The sequence below is a fragment of the Enterobacter cloacae complex sp. 394F7 genome, from assembly GCF_057320385.1.
In genome coordinates this window covers 241,309-261,830 of the sequence record NZ_JBXWCS010000007.1, presented here as the reverse complement: position 1 = coordinate 261,830, position 20,522 = coordinate 241,309, and the positions used below count along the sequence as shown (strand labels likewise).

The window sequence follows — 20,522 nt, the reverse complement described above, 5'->3', positions numbered from 1 at the left end:
CCGGCTTTTTTTATTAACGCGAGGTCTCTTCCACCAGCGGGCCGTCGTGTTTTTCATCGTCATGATGAACCGGCGCGGTGCTGTGGATTTCATGCACGCGCTTACGCACGCCAAACCAGCCGGCAATCAGCAGAACGGCCAGCAGCGGAATGGTGGCGATGGTATAGGTGCCGTTCGGGTAGTCGAACGCCATCAGTACCAGCACGCTGAACAGGAACAGCAGGGTAAGCCATGAGGTCACCGGAGCACCTGGCATCTTGAAGCTCACGTCAGCCGCTTTGCCCTCTTTAATGGCTTTGCGCAGACGCATCTGGCAGACCATGATAAAGGCCCAGGAGGCGATAATCCCCAGCGCGGCCACGTTCAGCACGATCTCGAACACGCGGGACGGTACCAGGTAGTTCAGGAACACGCCAAAAACGTAGACCACCAGCGTCGCCAGGATACCGGCATATGGTACCTGCTGCTTGCTCATCTTCGACATAAACTTCGGCGCAGAGCCGCCCATCGACATGGAGCGCAGAATACGGCCGGTAGAATAGAGGCCAGAGTTCAGGCTGGAGAGCGCCGCGGTCAGCACCACGATGTTCATGATACTGCCCACGTATGGCACGCCCAGTTTAGAGAAGAAGGTCACAAACGGGCTCTGACCCGCCTGGTAGGCGTTCCATGGCAGGAGCAGAACCAGCAGCACCACAGAACCCACATAGAACAGACCGATACGCCAGATCACGCTGTTAATGGCTTTTGGCACCATGGTCTGCGGGTCTTTACATTCGCCCGCCGCCGTACCCACCAGCTCGATAGAGGCAAAGGCGAACACCACGCCCTGCACCAGAACCAGCGCCGGCAGCAGACCGTGCGGGAAGAAGCCGCCGTTATCGGTTATCAGATGGAAGCCGGTTGCATTGCCGTCCAGCGGCTTACCGCTGCCAAGGAAGACGGTACCGACGACCAGGAAAATCACAATCGCCAGCACTTTTACCAGTGCAAACCAGAACTCCATCTCGGCGAACCACTTCACGCCGATCATGTTCATGGTGCCGACAATCGCCAGGGCGCCAAGCGCAAAGACCCACTGCGGGATATCGCCAAATGCGCCCCAGTAGTGCATATACAGCGCAACGGCAGTGATATCGACGATACCGGTCATCGCCCAGTTAACGAAGTACATCCAGCCAGCGACGTAGGCGGCTTTTTCACCGAGAAATTCGCGGGCGTAAGAGACAAAGCTGCCGCTGGAAGGGCGATGCAGTACCAGTTCGCCCAGCGCGCGAAGAATGAAGAAGGAGAAGATCCCGCACACCAGATAGACGAGGGCGAGAGCCGGGCCAGCCATCTGCAGACGTGCACCAGCACCTAAAAACAGACCTGTACCGATAGCGCCGCCGATGGCGATCATTTGAACCTGACGGTTGCCCATCGCTTTGTGGTAGCCCTCTTCATGGGAGTTTAACCAGCGACGTTTAGCAGCATGATGATCGGCTGCGCTTTTATTGCTTGTTTTCATTGAGTTACCTGTTTGCCTGTCTGAACCATTATCGTGATAGTCCTGCCTGGCAGAGAGCATACAAACGATTGCTTCTGCGCAAACACATGTCGCCTTCCCAGTCATTCTGCGTATGGATAAGGCGAAACATGGCGAGGCATCCTACCTGCAATTGATAAGCGACGCAAAATATAACCGTGCCGAAAGTGATGCACGTCGAAGGAAATCGTGTGGTCAGAGCAGACGGGGATCACAACGCGCTGAATCGTGGTGAGTTTTTAGACAAAAGATTCGCGGATTGATGATTTAAACATCAGTGGCGCTTATCAGTTGCTCAGTGGAACTAGCGGAAGGTAAACGCTATGATCGGTTTGGTTTTTATTCTGCCAGAACGAGGCTAACGGTGAAAATTAATGTAATCGGCACCAGCGGAAGTGGAAAAACCACGCTGGCAAGACGGATCGCTGATGAGCTGGCTATTCCTTATATTGAGATGGACAGGCTTTACTGGCGCCCAAACTGGCAGGGCACAGCAGATGATGCGTTTCTGGAAAAACTGGAGCATGCATTAAGCGCTTCTCAAAACTGGGTGCTCGATGGCAACTATAACCGCACGCGCCCCGTTAAATGGCGCAATGTGGATCTGGTCGTCTGGGTGGACTATGGATTTGTCCGTACGCTGTATCAGGCCGTTATCCGGGCGATCAAGCGGGCCTGGCATCAACACGAACTCTGGCCTGGAACGGGCAATAAAGAGAGTTTCCGGCGCGCCTTCCTCAGCAGAGAGTCCATTATCATCTGGACGATTAAAACCTGGCGCAACAACCGCAGGCGTTATCAGGTCGATATGCAAAACCCGGAATACGCACACATATGCTTTATCCGTATTACCCGCCGCGCTCAGGCGGAAACGCTGATTTCCTCCTTAAAGTCTTATTCTTAACAGGGTTTTATATATCTGATTTCCGGCAAACCAAATGTAAATTAATTGTTTCTCAGCGGTGAAATACGCCTTTATTAATAACGACATGTTAAGTCAAACGAGAACGCAACATGTCCTGGCGAATCAGCATTCTGGATAAAAGCCCCATCGCTGAAAATGAAACAGCCGCCGATGCGCTGGCGCGAACCCTGGCGCTGGCGCAACAGGCGGAAACTCTCGGTTATCACCGTTTCTGGATTGCCGAACACCACAACACCCCACAGCTGGCCAGCCCCTCGCCGGAGTTATTGATTGCCTGGATCCTCGGGCAGACAACGCGTATCCGCGTGGGATCGGGCGGCGTCATGCTGCAACACTACAGCCCGTATAAAGTTGCAGAAAATTTCAATCTCCTGGCTGCCCTGGCTCCCGGACGCGTGGATCTGGGCGTTGGAAAAGCGCCTGGCGGTCTGCCGCTCTCCACCCGCGCGTTGCAACTCGGTCTGAATCAGCAGGAAAAGGGCAGTTTTGCCGAACAGCTGGCGCAGCTCGATAGCTGGATCCGTCCTGAAAATCAGTCCGCGGAGGAGGCGGTGCGCGCCACGCCGCTGCCGCCGGTTCCGGCGCAGGGATTCCTGCTGGGGGCGAGTGTCGAAAGTGCTCTGCTGGCCGCAAAGCTCAACTGGCATTTTGTCTTTGCCGCTCACCTGAATGGCGATCCCGACCTGCTGCGCGAGGTCATCACCACCTGGCGGGAACACAGCGCCCGGGAGGTGATTGTGGCGGTGCAGGTCATTGTGGCGGACTCTCAGGCCCAGGCGCACTCGCTGGCACAAAAGGTTGAAGTCTGGGGCGTGGAGCTGGCAAACGGCCAGCGCGTTACGGTGGCCAGCGAAGAGCAAGCCTATGCGTTTGCGCGTCAGGCAGGCAGCGAGCCGCTGCGTATAGCGCGTCGCGCGCAGTCGCTGGTGGCCGGGACCGCTGAGTCGGTACTGGCACAACTGGACGCTCTGCATCATCAGTGGGGGATTGACGAATTCATTATCGACACACCGGTTGCGGACGGCGCCGCGCGCGTGCAGTCCCTGCGTCTGCTGGCGCAGGCGCGACTTAACAGGGAGGTCAACGTATGCGTTTTGGCGAACAACTGATTGCCTGGCGTCGTGAGCTACACCAGCACCCGGAGCTGTCGGGCCAGGAGGTGGAAACAACCGCCCGTTTGCACCAGTGGCTGACCCATGCCGGTATTACGCCGCTACCTTATGACTTGCCTACCGGGCTGGTGGCGGAGATCGGCACCGGCAACAAACTGATTGCCCTGCGGGCGGACATTGATGCCTTACCGATCGAAGAGCGCAGCGGGGTGGCGTTTAGCTCGCAGCGTGCAGGAGTGATGCACGCCTGCGGTCACGACATCCACACCAGCGTGATCCTCGGGGCGGCATTAAAACTAAAAGAACGTGAAGCGTTGCTCAACGGCCGCGTGCGGATCCTGTTCCAGCCTGCCGAAGAGAACTTTGGCGGTGCGAAGAGCATGGTGCGGGCCGGGGCGTTACGTGACGTCAGCGCCATCTTCGGGATGCACAACGAGCCGGGGTTGCCGGTGGGTGAATTTGCCACCCGCGGCGGGCCGTTCTATGCCAACGTCGATCGGTTTGTGATCCGCATTACCGGCAAAGGTGCTCATGCCGCACGGCCTCATGAAGGCAACGACGCGATTGTGCTGGCAAGCCAGCTTGTTACCGCGTTGCAGAGCGTCGCCAGTCGCAACGTGAATACGCTGGACTCCGTTGTGCTGAGCGTAACGCGCATTGCGGGCGGCAATACCTGGAACGTCCTGCCGGAAAGCGTTGAGCTGGAAGGGACGCTGCGCACGCATCGCACGGAAGTTCAACAGAACGTCAAAGCGCGTGTCGGTGAAATCGCTGCCGGATTCGCCAGCGCCTTCAGTGCCCGGATTGATATCACCTGGTATGCCGGGCCGACTGCGCTGGTCAATGACGAGCATTGGGCGGCGTTTGCCACCTCGGTCGCCCGGGAAGCGGGGTATGAAACGCAGCATGCCGAGTTGCATATGGGCGGAGAGGATTTTGCAGTCTATCTGCAGCAGATCCCCGGCGCGTTTGTCAGCATTGGCAGCAATAGCCCGTATGGTTTACATCACCCGGCCTTTAATCCGGACGAAGCATTGATTGAGCCGGCTGCCCGTTATTTTGCACAGCTTGCGGAAAAAGCCCTGCAACACGTTTAATTCAGAAGAGGTGAATATGTCTGCAACCCGACAATTGCGGCTGGGGACCATTTTGCACGGTGCTTCCGGGAATATGTCCGCCTGGCGCCATCCTGCGGCGGTCGCCGATGCCAGTATTAATTTTGATTTCGTCAAAGCGACGGCGTTAAAAGCAGAGGAGGGCAAGCTCGACTTTTTATTCGTAGCCGATGGCCTCTACATAAATGAGAAATCAATCCCGCATTTTTTAAATCGCTTTGAGCCGTTAACGGTGCTCTCCGCGCTGGCGAGCATTACCTCGCGTCTGGGGCTGGTGGGCACGTTATCCACCTCCTACAGCGAACCTTTTACCGTGGCACGCCAGTTTGCAAGCCTGGATCATCTCAGCAACGGCCGCGCGGGCTGGAACGTCGTGACCTCGCCGCTGGAAGGGTCGGCCAGGAACTTCTCGCGTGAAAAACACCCCGAGCACGCGCTGCGCTACCGCATTGCGGATGAGTATCTCGATGTGGTGAAAGGGCTGTGGGACTCGTGGGAAGGTGATGCCTTTGTGCGCAACAAAGAGAGTGGTCAGTTTTTTGACCCCGCCAAACTGCATACCCTGGATCACCGTGGTGATTTCTTCCAGGTCGCCGGGCCGCTCAATATTGGTCGCACGCCGCAGGGACGTCCGATTGTGTTCCAGGCGGGCGCATCGGACGACGGTAAAAAGTTGGCTGCGAAGCATGCCGATGCGATCTTCACCCACCATGAAACTCTCGAAGAAGCACAAGCGTTCTACCGCGATGTGAAGCAGCAGCTGGAAAATAACGGTCGTCGTGCTTCTGATTTGCACATCTTCCAGGGCGTGAGCGTGATTGTCGGAAAAGATGCCGAAGATGTGGAAAACCAGTACCAGACCACCGCGGCGCTGGTGTCGGTTAAGGATGCCCTCAATTATCTCGGACGCTATTTCGAACATCACGATTTCAGTCAGTATCCGCTCGACGAGCCGTTCCCGGACCTTGGCGATCTGGGAAAAAACAGCTTCCGCAGCACCACGGATGAGATAAAACGCAATGCCCGCGAACGTCATCTGACGCTGCGTCAGGTCGCGCTGGAAGCGGCCTCACCACGCCCCCGTTTTTCCGGCACGCCGGAGCAGGTGGCGGACGGCCTGCAGGCGTGGTTCGACGGCTATGCAGCCGACGGCTTCATCATCCAGGGCGGGACACCCGATACCTTCCCGCGCTTTGTTGACCAGGTGGTGCCGGTGCTACAGGCCCGCGGCCTGTTTCGCACTGACTACCCCGGGACCACGCTGCGCGACAGCCTGGGCCTGGACGAACCCAAAAATCAGTTCACACAACAATAAAAGAGAACCCGCTATGCAGAAACCATCGCTTATTCTGGCGCTCGCGCTGGCCTTTACCCCTGCCGTCTGGGCAGAGAATGTGAACATTAACGGCACCGGTGTGAGCATTGAGGCCAACAAAACGCCGATCAATACCGCCAAAAACGGCGATGCCATCGCGCAGTTGCCGAAAGATTATCGCTTTGCCGTGCCGGGGAAATTTACCGTCGCGGTGGCGGGCCTCAATCAACCGCCGCTGACGGTTTTCTCGGATGACAACAAAACGCTTCTGGGAAGCGAAGTTGACGTGGCCCGTCTGGTGGCGGATAGCCTGGGGCTGGAGCTGAACGTGGTGCCAACCTCCTGGGAGGACTGGCCGCTGGGGGTGGCCTCCGGGAAATACGATGCGGCGATCAGCAACATCACCGTGACTAAAGCGCGTAAGGAGAAGTTTGATTTCGCCACCTACCGTAAGGATTCGCTCGGTTTCTATGTGAAATCAACCAGCCCAATCACATCCCTGCAGAAGGCGGAGGACATTGCCGGGCTGCGCATTATTGTGGGCTCAGGCACTAACCAGGAGGCCATCCTGCTGGCATGGAACGCCGAAAACCTTAAGAAGGGACTGAAACCGTTTACCCCGGTCTACACCAAAGATGATGCGGCACAAACGCTGGCGCTCCAGTCCGGGCGTGCGGATGCGTATTTTGGCCCAAACGTGATTGGCGCGTGGAAAGCGGCGCTGACCGGTAAAACCAAACTGGTGGGAAGCGTTGACGGCGGCTGGCCGAAGGCGGCGCATATCGCGGTGACGCTGAAAAAAGGCAGCGGCCTGGTGGAACCGGTGCAGACCGCGCTTAATGGCGTGATCAAAAACGGCGATTACGACAAAGTGCTGAACCGCTGGGGGGAAGGGGTGGAACGCATCCCGCAGTCGGAAGTCAACCCGGCCGGTCTGGGTGATTAAGGAGGCGTTATGAGCGAACAATTTCGTGACGTTTCGCCGGAAGATGCCGATCTTCAGCCCATCATCAATGGGCTGTTCGGTGAATACGCTGCCCGCTACGGTGACTATTTTTCGAAAGATGCTGAGGTCGAGCTCACCGAGTGGTATCTGGCGCCGCAGGGGCTGTTTATCGTCCTGGAGCGTGACGGGAAGATTATTGCCACCGGGGCGTACAAACCCTTCGACGAACGCACCGCAGAAATCAAACGCATCTGGACGGACAAAAGCCTGCGTCAGCAGGGGCTTGCGGGGCGCGTGGTGCAGGAGCTGGAGCGCCGGGCGGTGCTGGCAGGCTACAGCCAGATCTACCTGACCACCGGTTTTCGCCAGCCGGAAGCGGTACGGCTCTATCTTAGCCAGGGTTACCAGCCGCAGTTCGATCTCAACCGCGATCCGGAAGAGTACAGCCAGCCCCCGTTTGATGGTCGGTTGCGTTTCACCAAAACGCTGGTTCGTGAAGCGTTAAGTAAAACCGCATGAGGTACGATGATGAGCAACGTTGAAACCATAAAAGTGGTCCCGGCGCGTTATCCGCTACGGGCCGTCGGTGCCGTGGTGGCGCTGTTTGTCCTGGCGGTCGTTGTCCAGTCCGTCGCCTTTAACCCGCGCTGGGAGTGGTCTGTGTTTGCCCGCTGGTTCTTCGACCCGGTGATCCTTGAAGGCGTCGGCCAGACATTACTGCTGACGCTGATCGGCACCGCGCTAAGCGTGATTTTGGGCGGTATGCTGGCGCTGGCGAGACTCTCGTCATCCTGGCTGCTGAGCAGCCTGGCCTGGGGCTATATCTGGCTGTTTCGCTCGCTGCCCCTGATTGTAGTGCTGATCATCCTTTATAACTTTTCCTATCTCTACGACACGCTCTCGCTCGGGGTGCCGTTCACCGGCATGACCTGGGGCAGCTTTGAAACCATCAATGTGCTGGGGCAATTCTCTACCGCCGTTGTCGGGCTAACGCTGGTGCAGAGCGCCTATACCGCGGAGATCATTCGCGGGGGCTTCCTCGGCGTGGATCATGGTCAGTATGAAGCGGCCGCTGCGCTGGGGCTACCGGCCTGGCGTCGTACGGTGCGGATCATTCTGCCGCAGGCACTGCGCACCATACTGCCGTCCGGGTTTAACGAAATCATCAGTCTCGCGAAGGGGACGGCGATGGTTTACGTGCTGGCCATGCCGGAGCTGTTCTACACCATCCAGATGATTTACAACCGCACGCAGGAGGTGATCCCGCTGCTGATGGTAGGTGCCGCCTGGTACCTGGTGATTACCACCGTGTTGTCCGCTATCCAGTATGGTGTTGAGCGGGGACTGGCCCGCAGCGAACGTCGCTCGGCGGTGAATCAGAACCGTACCCTCAGCCGTACCCGTTCCCGTTCCGTCACCACCACGCCCGCACAGGAGCCCGTCCATGCAAGCCTCTCATGAAGGACATATTTCCATTACCGGCGTCAGTAAATTCTTTGGTCGCCATAAAGCGCTCGATAACGTGTCGCTTGAGATCCCACCGGGATCCGTCACGGTGATCCTCGGACCGTCCGGCTCCGGTAAATCGACCCTGCTGCGCACCATCAACCACCTTGAGCGCGTCGACGAAGGGTTTATTCAGATTGACGGGGATTACATCGGCTATCGCCGTCGGGGTGACAAACTCTACGAGTTAAAAGAGAAAGAGATCCTCAAACAGCGCGTCAATGTGGGTTATGTGTTCCAGAACTTTAATCTCTTCCCGCATCTCTCGGTGCTGGAAAACCTGATTGAAGCACCTGTCGCCCATAAAAAACTGAGCAAAAAAGAGGCCGTTGAGCAGGCGTATAGCCTGCTGGATGTGGTGGGGCTGCGTGATAAAGCGGATGCCTGGTCGCGCCATCTCTCTGGCGGGCAGCAGCAGCGCATCGCCATTGCCCGTGCGCTGGCGCTGCGTCCGCGCGTCATACTGTTTGATGAACCCACCTCGGCGCTAGACCCTGAGCTGGTTGGCGAAGTGCTGGATGTCATCAAGAAACTCGCCCGTTCCGGCACCACGCTGGTGGTGGTCACCCATGAGATCGGTTTCGCCAGAGAAGTAGCGGATCAGGTGGTGTTTATGGTCGACGGTAAAATTGTGGAGCAGGGCAGCAGCGACGAGGTGCTGAACCGGCCATCGCACGCGCGAACGCGTCAGTTCCTTTCACGAGTCCTGTAAGGAGTACCCATGAAATATGGACTTCTGGCAGGGCTGGCCTTTACCGCCGCCAGCCATGCCAGTATTAATTTAAAAGCCAACGAGCAGCCGCTGCCGGTGACGGTGGATCAGCAGGCGGTGGCGAAGATCCCCGCTCATTACAAATTTGTCGAGCCGGGAACCCTCACGGTGGCCATTTCTGCGCTTAACTCACCGCCGCTGGCCCTGCTTGCCAGCGACAACCGTACGCGAATCGGCAGCGATCCGGATATCGCCCGGCTGCTGGCAGGCAGCCTGGGGCTAAAACTGAAGCTCGTTCCCACCGCCTGGGAAGACTGGCCGCTGGGGATCACTTCCGGGCGCTATGACGTGGCGCTGGTGAACATTGCGGTGACCGAACAGCGCAAAGAGAAGTTTGATTTTGCGACCTATCGCGTCGATTCGCTGGCGTTTACGGTGAAATCCACCAGTCCGGTGCGGTCGATTAACGGTCCTGAAGATCTTGCGGGTAGAAAGGTTATTGTCGGATCCGGCACCAATCAGGAGCGCATCCTGTTAGGCTGGAACGAGGAGAATAAAAAGGCCGGGCGTGAGCCCGCGCTGCCGGTGTACCTGACGGATGATGCCTCGGGCAATCTTTATATTCAGTCCGGGCGGGCGGATGTGTTCTTTGGACCACAGTCGGTCGCGGCGTATAAAGCCGCGCTGACCGGTAAAACGCGCGTTGTCGGGCTGGGCCCGAAAAAAGCGTATGTCGCCACGACCACCAAAAAAGGCAATCAACTGGTCTACGCCCTGCAGGCCGCGCTGGACGGCGCGATCACGCGCGGGGAGTATCAGAAGGTGCTGGCGCGCTGGGGAGAGCAGGGCGAAGCGGTGACACACTCGGAGGTTAACCCGCCTGGGATCACGTATTAATTGTGCTCTACACTTAGGATTTTCACTCCTGAGAGGGCAACATGATCAAACTTTATGGTGCACCCGGCTGGGGCTCGGCAATCAGCGAAGTGATGCTGACTCTGGCAGACATCCCTTACGAGTTTATTAATGTGGACGGGTTTGATGCGCCCGGTCCGCAGCGCGAATTGCTGCAAAGGCTCAATCCATTGTGTCAGGTGCCGACGCTGGCGCTGGAAAATGGCGCGATCATGACCGAAACAGCCGCCATCGCCCTGATGGTGCTCGACAGGTGTCCCGATCTGGCGCCGCCCGTCGGACAGGCAGAACGTCAGCAATTTCAACGCTTGCTTATCTGGTTTGTCGCGAACGTCTATCCGACCTTTACCTATGCCGATTATCCCGAACGCTGGGTGCCTGACGCACCGGAACAACTGAAGAAAAATTGTATCGAATACCGCAAATCCCTCTATTTGTGGTTCGATAGCCAGCTCAAAGCGGCCCCGTTTGCGCTGGGTGAACAGCTTACGCTACTCGACGTCTATATTGCGGTCGCACGTACCTGGGGGCCACGGCATGCGTGGTTTGCCGAGAATACGCCAAAGATAACGGCCATTGCAGACGCCGTGTGTCAGCTTCCTGAACTGCACAAGGTGTTAAAGGCAAACGGCATTATCTGATAACGTGTAAACCTGATTCATAACAGGAAGCCTGCACATGCCACATGTAGATATCAAATGTTTTCCCCGGGATTTAAACGACGAACAAAAAAACGCGCTGGCGGCTGATATTGCCGAGGTGATAATTCGTCATTTCAACAGTAAAGACAGTTCAGTGTCGGTGGCGTTAAACCAGGTTAATCCTGAAGACTGGAAAGCGCAGGTCTGGGACAGCGAAATTGGCCCGAAGCTGGATTCGTTGATTAAAAAGCCCGGCTATTCGATGTAATTTTATTTGCCGGGCAGCGGCCTCGTTGACCCGGCATTTAAGTTTCTCCCGACATTTCGCAAAAATCGATAATACGATCCTGTGACGTTTCCGTTACACTTTCCCTCTCTAAAACTTTCACGAAATCATCTGGTAAGCACAGCAGTTGCGTTAAATTCAGTACAGGATAATTTTCTCATGACAAAATTACCTCAGTTCTCACTCGCCTTTTTTCATCCTCGTTACTGGCTCAGCTGGACAGGCATTGCAGCGCTCTGGTGCATTGTGCAGCTCCCGTATCCCCTTTTATTAAGAATCGGACACGGGCTTGGTCGTCTGGCCATGCGTTTGCTTCCCCGTCGTGTGGACATCGCTCGCCGCAACCTTGAGCTCTGTTTTCCCGACATGAAAAAGGATGAGCGCGAAAAGCTACTGCAGCGTAATTTTGAATCGGTTGGCATGGGCGTCATCGAAACCGGGATCGCCTGGTTCTGGCCTGACTGGCGTGTGCGTAAATGTTTCAGCGTCAGCGGATATGAACATATGGAAGAGGCCCGGGCGCGCGGAAATGGCGTGGTGCTCATCGGTATGCATTTTCTCACGCTTGAACTGGGGGCGAGGATCTTTGGCATGCTCAACCCGGGAGTCGGTGTTTATCGCCCTAACAATAATGCGCTGCTGGACTGGCTGCAGACGCGCGGCCGTCTGCGCTCAAATAAAACCATGCTGGATCGCTATGACCTGAAGGGCATGATCCGCGCCCTGAAGCAGAATGACATTCTCTGGTATGCCCCGGATCACGACTACGGCAAAACCAACAGCGTGTTTGTACCGTTCTTTGCGGTTCCTGATGCCGCGACAACCGCCGGAAGTTATATGCTGGTGAAGAGTGCCAGACCGGCGGTGATCCCGTTCGTTCCACGCAGAAAGGCAGACGGCAGCGGTTACGAACTGATTATTCTTGAAGATATCGGAGAAACGCTGCAGGGCGGTGATAAAGCGTCGGTAGCCACGCAAATGAACAGGGCAATTGAGCGCGCGGTGCTGATGGCGCCGGAGCAATATATGTGGTTGCACCGACGCTTCAAAACCCGCCCTGAAGGCCAGCCGGACAGATATGCGCGCAAAAAAAGCGTGGTCACTTCCAACAGAACCGTATCTCCTGGCGACATGCCTGAACAGTCAGGCATTCAGCACTAAAATATGCCCTCACCGTAACGTGAGGGCAGGCTGACGGTTACAGCGCAGCCCTGCGGTACGGCGCATAATCTGCTTGCCACCAGGTCTCTTCAATCCGCGCCAGCAATATCTCATCCTCCATGGCTGGCGCAACACCTTGCTCAATGGCCGCTCGGGCGACGGCAAACGCGATATGGCGTGACACCGTTTCTATATGATCCACCGGCGGCAATAACCCGCCTTTTTCGGTTGTCACCAGCGGCGACTGCGCGGCCAGGCTGCGGCTTGCCGCCATCAGCATCTCCTCGGTGACCCTGCGTGCATGGCAGGCCAGAATACCCAGCCCCAGCCCGGGGAATACATAGGCGTTATTACACTGGGCAATATCGTACTGTTCGCCCTGCCAGAACACCGGCGCAAACGGGCTGCCGGTGGCGACGAGCGCGGCGCCCTGTGTCCAGGCAATGAGATCCTGCGGTTGCGCCTCCGCGCGGGATGTGGGGTTAGAAAGCGGCATAATCACCGGGCGCGGGCAGTGGCGATGCATCTCTTTCACAATCTCTTCGCTGAAGAGGCCCGGCTGGCCTGAGACCCCAATCATTACCGTCGGATGCGCGTTTTTAACCACGTCCATCAGCGAAATATTGTTCGACTCAACCTGCCAGTCGCGGATCGCCTCGCGCGCCGTGAGCAGGTTTTTCTGGAAGTCGAGGAGGTTGGTCATATCGTCAGTCAGCAGGCCAAAGCGATCGACCATAAAGACCCGACTGCGGGCTTCGGCTTCGGTTAGCCCGTCATCCATCATCAGCGCCACGATTTTTTCGGCGATGCCGCAACCGGCGGATCCGCTCCCCAGGAAGACCACGCGCTGATCGCGAACACGGGTCCCGGCAGCATGGGCGGCAGCAATCAGCGTGCCCGCGGTCACGGCGGCGGTACCCTGGATATCGTCGTTGAAACAGCACAGCTGGTCGCGGTAGCGCTGCAGCAGTCTGGTGGCGTTTTTCTGCGCGAAATCCTCAAACTGCAGCAATACATTGGGCCAGCGCTGCTTCACGGTACTGATAAACATGTCCATAAACTCGGCGTACTGATCGTCGCTGATACGTGGGTGACGCCAGCCCATATACATGGGATCGTCCAGATGCTGCTGATTATTGGTACCGACATCGAGCATAATCGGCAGGGTAGACGCCGGGTGGATCCCGCCGCAGGCGGTATATAACGAGAGTTTTCCAATGGGTATTCCCATCCCACCAATTCCCTGATCGCCAAGCCCCAGAATACGCTCTCCGTCGGTCACGACGATGACGCGAATATCATTGCGTGAGAAGCTTTGCAGCATTTCATCAATACGGTGACGATTGGGCCAGGAAATAAACAGCCCACGCGCGCGGCGATAAATAGTCGAGAAGTGTTCGCACGCTTCTCCTACCGTGGGGGTATAGATAATGGGTAACGTCTCTTTCAGGTGCGAACGCAGCAGGTTGTAAAACAGCGTCTCATTCGTATCCTGGATATTACGCAGATAAACGTGGCGGGAAATATCGCTTTTAAAATGACAGAATTGTACCCAGGCGCGTTCGGTTTGTTCCTCGATGGTTTCAACGTTGTGTGGCAACAAACCGTGCAGATTAAAGTTATCACGTTCTTCTTTTATAAATGCGAGTCCTTTATTTAATAACGGATTTTCCAGTAATACGGCGCCGCTATAAGGGGTATACAGTACTTCTTTGCGAGACATGAATGACTCCTGAATTTCAATAATCGGATAAGGTTCAGTTGCAGGCGCAGGTTTATTTATGTCTGTCGTTTCGCGCTAATCTAGCGGTTAAGGATCAGAGGCGTAGTGATAACGGTCACAGTCTTTCTGGTTTAATTAATTTCAAAACATCGACGCGGTGATTAAAAACTTTAGTTACGAAAAGATGAATTAAGTTATTTAAAAACAAATTCTCGTGCTGTTCACATTTCCGGCGAAATCGCCATGCTAATTTCTCGATGAACCATTTTTATAAATGGCAATTTGAATACGATTAAATATTAAAGCTTTATTAAGCACAGGCCAATTACGATTTATTCCTGTTTATTGATATCCGAACCTACTAATCCGGTGATTATATGAAAGATAATTCTGTAACCACGTCTCCAGTCGCTTCACGTTTTGCTTTTGGGTTGAGCAATGCTGAAGTTGGCGCGGTCCCGTTGATGCTGTTTGTCGGGATCGCGGCCATTGTGGCCACCTCCGCGTGGGCCGGGCTGCTGCCGAAAAACATGATCGGTGGACTCGCGGTGATCATGACGCTCGGTTTCGCCTTTGCCAAAATTGGCCGACAAATCCCGCTGCTGAAAGATATTGGTGGCCCGGCAATATTGTGCCTGATGCTGCCCTCGGTGCTGGTCTATTTTGGCGTATTCGAGAAACACACCCTGGATACGGTTCACCTGTTGATGAAAGAGGCCAATTTGCTTTATTTCGTCATCGCCTGTCTGGTGGTGGGGAGCATTTTGGGGATGAACCGCGTGCTGTTGATTCAGGGGATGATCCGCATGTTCGTTCCGCTGGTGGTGGGTACCCTGATGGCCGTGCTGACCGGTTTACTCGTTGGTTCGCTGTTTGGCTATACGCCGTATCACACCTTCTTCTTCATCATCGTACCGATTATCGGCGGAGGGATTGGCGAGGGGATTTTACCGTTGTCGCTGGCCTATTCGGCGATACTGGGTCAGACACCTGACGTCTACGTGGCGCAACTGGCACCCGCCGCCGTAGTGGGGAATATTTTTGCCATTATTTGTGCGGGTACGCTGGCGCGCCTCGGGGCAAAACGTCCCTCGCTTTCAGGCAATGGCATGTTAACCCGCAGCAAAGATGACACAAGCCTGTTTGCCAGCGCGCAGAGCGTACAGCAGACGGATTTCCATCTGATGGGGGGCGGGCTGCTGATGGTGTGTGCGTTTTTTATCGTTGGCGGACTGTTTGAGAAGCTGGTGCATATTCCCGGCCCGGTATTGATGATCCTCATCGCCGTGCTGTGCAAATACTTCAAGGTGATCCCGGCCTCCATGGAGCAGGGGGCGCACAGTTGCTATAAATTTGTCTCCGCTGCGCTGGTCTGGCCGTTGATGATTGGTCTCGGCATGCTGTACGTGCCGCTCGAGAGCGTGGTGTCGGTCTTTTCGGTGGGATACGTGGTGGTGTGCGGTTCGATCGTCATCGCAATGGCGCTGAGCGGTTATTTTATTGCGTCGCGCCTGAATATGTACCCGGTGGAAGCGGCGATTGTCACCTGCTGTCATAGCGGGCTGGGCGGGACAGGAGATGTGGCAATTCTTTCCGCGTCTAACCGCATGTCGCTGATGCCGTTTGCCCAGATTGCGACCCGCATTGGCGGTGCGTCGACGGTGATTTTCGCCACGCTTCTGATGGGCTGGTTAATGGCGCACTGATCCCGGATGTCAGAAGACTGAATCGCAACGACATTTTCAGCACGCCGTTGCGGTTCAGTTCTTTATAAATATCACTGCGCTGGATAGAATTACCGCATTCACAGCGACGGGAAACCGCACGATGACCGGAAGAGTTGATTACCAGATTGAAAAATTTCTCTTTACCGAAGCCGCCGAACCAGAGCGTCTGACGCGTCAGTGGGCGGAGGTACTGGAAGAGTGTCGGGAGCAACAGGCCGGTGCAGAAGAACGCCTGCGACTTGCGCTGCTGAATGTGGATTACGTCACCAGCTTTGAGCTTCCTTTCCGGTTACTCCTCACCCGCGCCCCGCAGTTAATTGACGGCCTCAGAAAAGAGCTTCAACTCAGCCAGAAAAATGTGCTGTTTAATGGCAAGCGCTTCGGCTGTGTTTATAGCCTGAAAATGAATCTGGACGGGATCCCCGATGAATTTAACTACCACCTGAAAACGCGTATCCAGCGCAGTGATAGTGAAGGGGGGAGCGAAGTGCCGTACCGGCAAATCGCCCAGCAGGTGAAAGCGCCCCGGGAGCGATTAAAGTTAGCGCTGGAAAACGGGCTCGCGGTCACCGCACTCGACGGGCTTTTCTGGTTCGGCATTCAGCGCATCGCGGCCGATGTGCAACGGTTGCGCAAAACGGGGATGAGAATAACCACCTCCGGGACCGAGGTCTTTGATACCCTGACCAGGACCCGACGGCAGATCCCGGTTTATCGTCAGGAGAAAGCGTAGCGTTGCCACGGATATCAACGTAACCGCAGCGCTACTCAGCCCGCAGCAATATCGCCATCAGCCCAGGAAAACGGGCATCCAGATCGTCTCTTCGCAGTGAAATCATATTCTCTCGCCCCTGCGGGCGCTGCCAGATTACACCGCTGTCGCGCAGTACGCGCCAGTGGTGGGTCATGGTGGATTTCACCACATCGTCCGGGCGCAGCGCGTTGCAGCTCAGTTCACTGCCATCGGCCAGCCTGCGGATAATCGATAGCCGGAGCGGGTTGCCGAGAGCAAACAGCACATTTTCCAGCAGTATTTGTTCAGGTTCGGGGTGGTTTGGGATCATCGTTTTCCTGCGTCAACGTTCAGATTGAGCTATATCAACAATAGGTCAACCGTGAAAAAATAGTTCGATAATACTCGTACAATAGGACTATTATAGCAAACGAACACACAGGCGACCATCCCGGTCGTCACAACTCAGTCTTACAGACTTAAGGAAATATTATGCCCCGACCCATCCCTCTCGAACGTTATCGCAACATCGGTATTTCCGCGCATATCGATGCCGGTAAAACGACAACCACCGAACGCATCCTGTTTTACACCGGGATGAGCCACAAGCTGGGTGAAGTACACGATGGCGCGGCAACAACCGACTGGATGGCGCAGGAGCAAGAGCGCGGGATCACCATTACCTCCGCGGCCGTCAGCTGCTTCTGGCCGGGTATGGACAGAGGGTTTGAACCGCACCGGATCAATATCATCGACACCCCGGGGCACGTGGATTTCACCATTGAGGTGGAACGTTCCATGCGCGTGCTGGACGGTGCCGTCATGGTGTACGACTCCGTGGGTGGCGTGCAGCCACAGTCAGAGACCGTCTGGCGTCAGGCGAATAAATATCATGTGCCGCGCCTGGCGTTCGTCAACAAAATGGACCGTCCGGGTGCCGATTTCTTCCGCGTCGTACGGATGATGCAGGAACGCCTGAAGGCGAATCCGGTGCCTATTGTGATCCCTGTGGGCGCGGAAGAGCACTTCACCGGCGTGGTGGATCTCATCAAGATGCGTACCATTGTGTGGGATGATGCCACACAGGGCATGGTGTTTAACTATGCGCCGGTACCGGACGAATTGCTGAGCACCGCGCAGGAGTGGCGGGAAAAAATGGTCTCTGCGGCAGCAGAAGCCAGCGACGCGCTGATGGATAAATACCTGGAGACGGGCGACCTTGATGAGGCTGAGATCATCAAAGGGCTGCGTATTCGGACCATCTCCGGTGAAATCCAGCCGATGCTGTGCGGCAGCGCCTTTAAAAACAAAGGGGTACAGCGCATGCTCGATGCGGTGATTGAGCTGATGCCATCCCCGCTGGATGTACCGGCCATCGACGGTGTGGACGAAAAAGGGCAGCATGCGGAGCGTCATCCAAGTGATGAAGAGCCGTTTTCTGCGCTGGCGTTCAAACTGATGAGCGATCCGTACGTCGGGCAGTTGACCTTTATTCGCGTTTACTCTGGCGTGTTGAGAAAAGGCGACGCGGTGTATAACCCGGTGAAGGGCAAGAAAGAGCGTATCGGACGCATCGTGCTGATGCATGCCAACGATCGTCACGAGGTGGATGAGCTGCGCGCCGGTGATATTGCGGCCTGTGTGGGTCTGAAGGATGTGACCACCGGGGACACGCTCACCGATCCGAATGCGGTCATCACGCTTGAGAGAATGGAGTTCCCGGACCCGGTGATCTCCCTTGCCATCGAGCCAAAAACCAAGGGCGATCAGGAGAAGATGGGCATTGCCCTGCAACGCCTGGCGGCGGAAGATCCGTCGTTCCGTCTGCATACCGATGAAGAGTCCGGCCAGACGATTATTTCCGGTATGGGTGAGTTACATCTTGAGATTATCGTCGATCGCATGAAGCGTGAGTTTGGTGTCGAGGCAAACATCGGCCGTCCGCAGGTGACCTACCGCGAGACGCTGCGCAAAGCGGTGAAAGATATCGAAGGCAAATTTGTCCGGCAGTCCGGCGGTAAAGGGCAGTACGGGCATGTGGTCCTGAGCCTTGAGCCGTTAGAGCCTGGTAGTGGCTTCAAGTTTGAAGATGCCACGAAGGGTGGCGTGGTGCCGCGTGAGTATATTCCCTCTGTGGAAAAAGGGCTGCGCGAAGCCATGAACAGCGGCGTGCTGGCGGGGTATCCGGTTGTCGATGTAAAAGCGACCCTGACCTTTGGGTCGTATCACGACGTCGACTCCTCGGAAATGGCGTTCCGCATGGCGGCGATCCTCGGGTTTAAAGAGGGCGCTCGCAGAGCGGATCCAGTGATCCTTGAGCCGGTGATGCATGTCGAGGTGGAAACGCCGGAAGAGTACGCCGGTAATATTATGGGCGATCTCTCATCCCGTCGTGGCATGGTGCAGGGCATGGAAGAGCAGTACGGCAGCCAGATTATCCGCGCTGACGTGCCGCTGGCAGAGATGTTTGGATACGCCACCACGCTGCGCTCGATGTCGCAAGGCCGCGCGACCTACACGATGGAGTTCCACCATTTTGCGGAAGCACCGCGCAATGTGGCGGATGAGATTATTGCCCGGCGTGCGAAGTAATACGTTCACCCTCTCCCCGATGGGGGGAGGGTTTGTCAATCCAGCGCCTTCACCATTTTCCCACTCGCCACAAACGTCCCGGCTCCCAGATGGTGCAGGGTATTCAGCTTATCACCGTCAAACTGCCAGCGTCCGGCGACAAACGCGCGTTCATCGGCGGCGGCTGAAACCACTTCCCCGAATAGCGTATCGTACTTTTCTGCCGCGGATGTAACGGGTAATAACCGGCACTCCATCCACGCCAGACATTTCTCTTCAATGACGGGCAGGCCGAGTGCCGGACCGTTCACCACCGGGATGCCGTAGCAGTTGAATTTGTCTTCGTCGCGCCCGCTAACGCTACCGACCGCGTAGGTCCAGTTGGCGGCGGACACGCCGGGAATGACGATGCCAAATTGCCCGCTGCGTTCAATCAGTTCACGCGACCATGTGCTTTTATCCACCACAATGGCGATACGCGGTGGTTCAAACTCAACCGGCATCGACCACGCGGCAGCCATAACGTTACGCCTGTCCAGGGTTTCATCCCGACTGGTGATAAGCACGGTGGGGCCATGGTTTAAAAGACGGCTGGCATGACGTAATTCAACAGGACGAAAGTGGCTCATAGGGTCTCCTCATCAATAACGATGAGTATGGCGAAAAAGCACGGAAATCAAAGTGGACGCGTGAAATTAGTTTATAAACAGAACATCACTGTTAAAGGAAACTGATGGATGTCCCCATTTCTGACTGCCTATTTCGCCCGCATCGGCTGGAAACAACCGGCTACTGTTGATATCGACACCTTGCGCGCGCTGCATTTACATCACAACTGTGCGATCCCGTTTGAGAATATCGATGTCGTACTACCGCGCGAAATACAGCTCGACGATCAAAGCCTTGTCGACAAACTGGTTAAGGCGCGTCGCGGGGGGTATTGCTTTGAACAAAATGGCTTGTTTGAGCGCGTGTTGCGCGAAGTCGGGTTTACGGTGCGCAGCGTGCTGGGACGTGTGGTATTAGCGAATCCACCACAAATGCCGCCGCGCACGCATCGCCTGTTGCTCGTCGAACTTAACGGCGAGCGCTGGATTGCCGACGTTGGGTTTGGCGGCCAGACGCTGACGGCACCGATTCGTCTGCTTGCCAACCAAGAGCAGAAGACACCGCACGGGCTGTATCGTCTGCTGAGCGAGGGGAACGACTGGGTACTACAATTCCGTCACCACGAACACTGGCAGTCGATGTATCACTTTGACCTGACGACACAATATTTCAGTGATTACGTCATGGGCAATTTCTGGTCAGCGCACTGGCCGCAGTCCCATTTCCGCCATCATCTGCTGATGTGTCGTCATCTGCCTGACGGCGGCAAACTGACGCTGACCAACTTCAACTTTACCCACTGGCAAAAGGGCCATGTGGAGGAGCAGATCCATCTACCCGATGCTGCGGCGCTGTATCAACTGATGCAGGAACGCTTCGGGCTGGGTGTTGACGATCCGAAGCACGGTTTTTCACTGGCGGAGCTGACGGCGGTGATGGCAGGGTTTGAAACTCACGGAAAATAGCCGCCTCGCTATCGGCCGCGAAACTCGCGCCG

General features: G+C 56.1%; 18 protein-coding genes and 1 pseudogene. 15 read left to right on the top strand and 4 right to left on the bottom strand.

Annotation, left to right across the window (positions count from 1 at the left end; all coding sequences use genetic code 11):
* Nucleotides 1-13 precede the first annotated feature (13 nt).
* Nucleotides 14-1,510: an L-asparagine permease gene (gene ansP / locus AC2FAK_RS12875; RefSeq protein WP_095455272.1), complete on the bottom strand. Its 1,497-nt coding sequence runs from the start codon at nucleotides 1,508-1,510 to the stop codon at nucleotides 14-16.
* Nucleotides 1,511-1,892: 382 nt separating this feature from the next.
* Between ansP and AC2FAK_RS12870 the strand changes: the two genes are divergently transcribed.
* The 11 genes and pseudogenes from AC2FAK_RS12870 (at nucleotide 1,893) to AC2FAK_RS12820 (ending at nucleotide 12,162) form a co-directional block, all read left to right on the top strand.
* Entirely contained in the window at nucleotides 1,893-2,432 is a 540-nt protein-coding gene (locus tag AC2FAK_RS12870) for an AAA family ATPase (protein WP_095455271.1), read from the top strand.
* 110 nt (nucleotides 2,433-2,542) lie between these two features.
* A complete protein-coding gene (locus AC2FAK_RS12865) occupies nucleotides 2,543-3,562 on the top strand; it encodes an LLM class flavin-dependent oxidoreductase (protein WP_038981846.1) in 1,020 nt (339 codons plus the stop codon).
* The gene (locus AC2FAK_RS12860) at nucleotides 3,541-4,662 is read left to right on the top strand and encodes an amidohydrolase (RefSeq protein ID WP_038981844.1); all 1,122 of its coding nucleotides are present in this window, start codon (nucleotides 3,541-3,543) and stop codon (nucleotides 4,660-4,662) included. The genes AC2FAK_RS12865 and AC2FAK_RS12860 overlap by 22 nt, the downstream gene beginning before the upstream one ends.
* Nucleotides 4,663-4,678: 16 nt before the next feature.
* Nucleotides 4,679-6,941, top strand: a pseudogene (locus AC2FAK_RS12855) (NtaA/DmoA family FMN-dependent monooxygenase).
* Between the two features lie 9 nt (nucleotides 6,942-6,950).
* The gene (locus AC2FAK_RS12850) at nucleotides 6,951-7,460 is read left to right on the top strand and encodes a GNAT family N-acetyltransferase (protein ID WP_013096497.1); all 510 of its coding nucleotides are present in this window, start codon (nucleotides 6,951-6,953) and stop codon (nucleotides 7,458-7,460) included.
* Nucleotides 7,461-7,469: 9 nt separating this feature from the next.
* On the top strand, nucleotides 7,470-8,402 hold the full coding sequence (locus AC2FAK_RS12845; RefSeq protein ID WP_023621243.1) for an amino acid ABC transporter permease: 933 nt from the start codon (nucleotides 7,470-7,472) through the stop codon (nucleotides 8,400-8,402).
* On the top strand, nucleotides 8,386-9,159 hold the full coding sequence (locus tag AC2FAK_RS12840; RefSeq protein ID WP_095455269.1) for an amino acid ABC transporter ATP-binding protein: 774 nt from the start codon (nucleotides 8,386-8,388) through the stop codon (nucleotides 9,157-9,159). The genes AC2FAK_RS12845 and AC2FAK_RS12840 overlap by 17 nt, the downstream gene beginning before the upstream one ends.
* Before the next feature lie 9 nt (nucleotides 9,160-9,168).
* A complete protein-coding gene (locus AC2FAK_RS12835) occupies nucleotides 9,169-10,056 on the top strand; it encodes an ABC transporter substrate-binding protein (RefSeq protein ID WP_095427454.1) in 888 nt (295 codons plus the stop codon).
* A gap of 41 nt (nucleotides 10,057-10,097) precedes the next feature.
* Nucleotides 10,098-10,715: a glutathione S-transferase family protein gene (locus tag AC2FAK_RS12830; RefSeq protein WP_013096501.1), complete on the top strand. Its 618-nt coding sequence runs from the start codon at nucleotides 10,098-10,100 to the stop codon at nucleotides 10,713-10,715.
* A gap of 37 nt (nucleotides 10,716-10,752) precedes the next feature.
* Nucleotides 10,753-10,983, top strand: a complete 231-nt coding sequence (gene pptA / locus AC2FAK_RS12825) for a tautomerase PptA (protein ID WP_013096502.1) — start codon at nucleotides 10,753-10,755, stop codon at nucleotides 10,981-10,983.
* Nucleotides 10,984-11,160: 177 nt separating this feature from the next.
* Complete coding sequence (locus AC2FAK_RS12820; RefSeq protein WP_095455268.1) at nucleotides 11,161-12,162, top strand: Kdo(2)-lipid IV(A) acyltransferase; 1,002 nt, start codon at nucleotides 11,161-11,163, stop codon at nucleotides 12,160-12,162.
* Nucleotides 12,163-12,199: 37 nt separating this feature from the next.
* On the opposite strand, the gene AC2FAK_RS12815 is transcribed toward AC2FAK_RS12820, so the two are convergent.
* Entirely contained in the window at nucleotides 12,200-13,885 is a 1,686-nt protein-coding gene (locus tag AC2FAK_RS12815; RefSeq protein ID WP_040022650.1) for an NAD-dependent malic enzyme, read from the bottom strand.
* Between the two features lie 377 nt (nucleotides 13,886-14,262).
* On the opposite strand from AC2FAK_RS12815, the gene AC2FAK_RS12810 reads away from it, so the two are divergent.
* Both AC2FAK_RS12810 and AC2FAK_RS12805 read left to right on the top strand, forming a co-directional pair.
* Nucleotides 14,263-15,591, top strand: a complete 1,329-nt coding sequence (locus tag AC2FAK_RS12810; protein ID WP_029883354.1) for a 2-hydroxycarboxylate transporter family protein — start codon at nucleotides 14,263-14,265, stop codon at nucleotides 15,589-15,591.
* A gap of 121 nt (nucleotides 15,592-15,712) precedes the next feature.
* Nucleotides 15,713-16,345, top strand: a complete 633-nt coding sequence (locus tag AC2FAK_RS12805) for an ECs1377 family protein (protein WP_013096506.1) — start codon at nucleotides 15,713-15,715, stop codon at nucleotides 16,343-16,345.
* Nucleotides 16,346-16,376: 31 nt separating this feature from the next.
* Here the strand turns inward: AC2FAK_RS12805 and AC2FAK_RS12800 are convergent, their stop codons facing one another.
* The gene (locus AC2FAK_RS12800; protein ID WP_013096507.1) at nucleotides 16,377-16,676 is read right to left on the bottom strand and encodes an ArsR/SmtB family transcription factor; all 300 of its coding nucleotides are present in this window, start codon (nucleotides 16,674-16,676) and stop codon (nucleotides 16,377-16,379) included.
* 161 nt (nucleotides 16,677-16,837) lie between these two features.
* On the opposite strand from AC2FAK_RS12800, the gene fusA reads away from it, so the two are divergent.
* Nucleotides 16,838-18,937, top strand: a complete 2,100-nt coding sequence (fusA, locus tag AC2FAK_RS12795; protein ID WP_040022647.1) for an elongation factor G — start codon at nucleotides 16,838-16,840, stop codon at nucleotides 18,935-18,937.
* A gap of 35 nt (nucleotides 18,938-18,972) precedes the next feature.
* Here fusA and AC2FAK_RS12790 read toward each other — a convergent pair whose 3' ends face one another.
* Nucleotides 18,973-19,545, bottom strand: a complete 573-nt coding sequence (locus tag AC2FAK_RS12790) for a flavin reductase family protein (RefSeq protein ID WP_058684719.1) — start codon at nucleotides 19,543-19,545, stop codon at nucleotides 18,973-18,975.
* 108 nt (nucleotides 19,546-19,653) lie between these two features.
* On the opposite strand from AC2FAK_RS12790, the gene nhoA reads away from it, so the two are divergent.
* Complete coding sequence (nhoA, locus tag AC2FAK_RS12785) at nucleotides 19,654-20,490, top strand: N-hydroxyarylamine O-acetyltransferase (protein WP_095455267.1); 837 nt, start codon at nucleotides 19,654-19,656, stop codon at nucleotides 20,488-20,490.
* The last annotated feature ends 32 nt before the right edge of the window (nucleotides 20,491-20,522 follow it).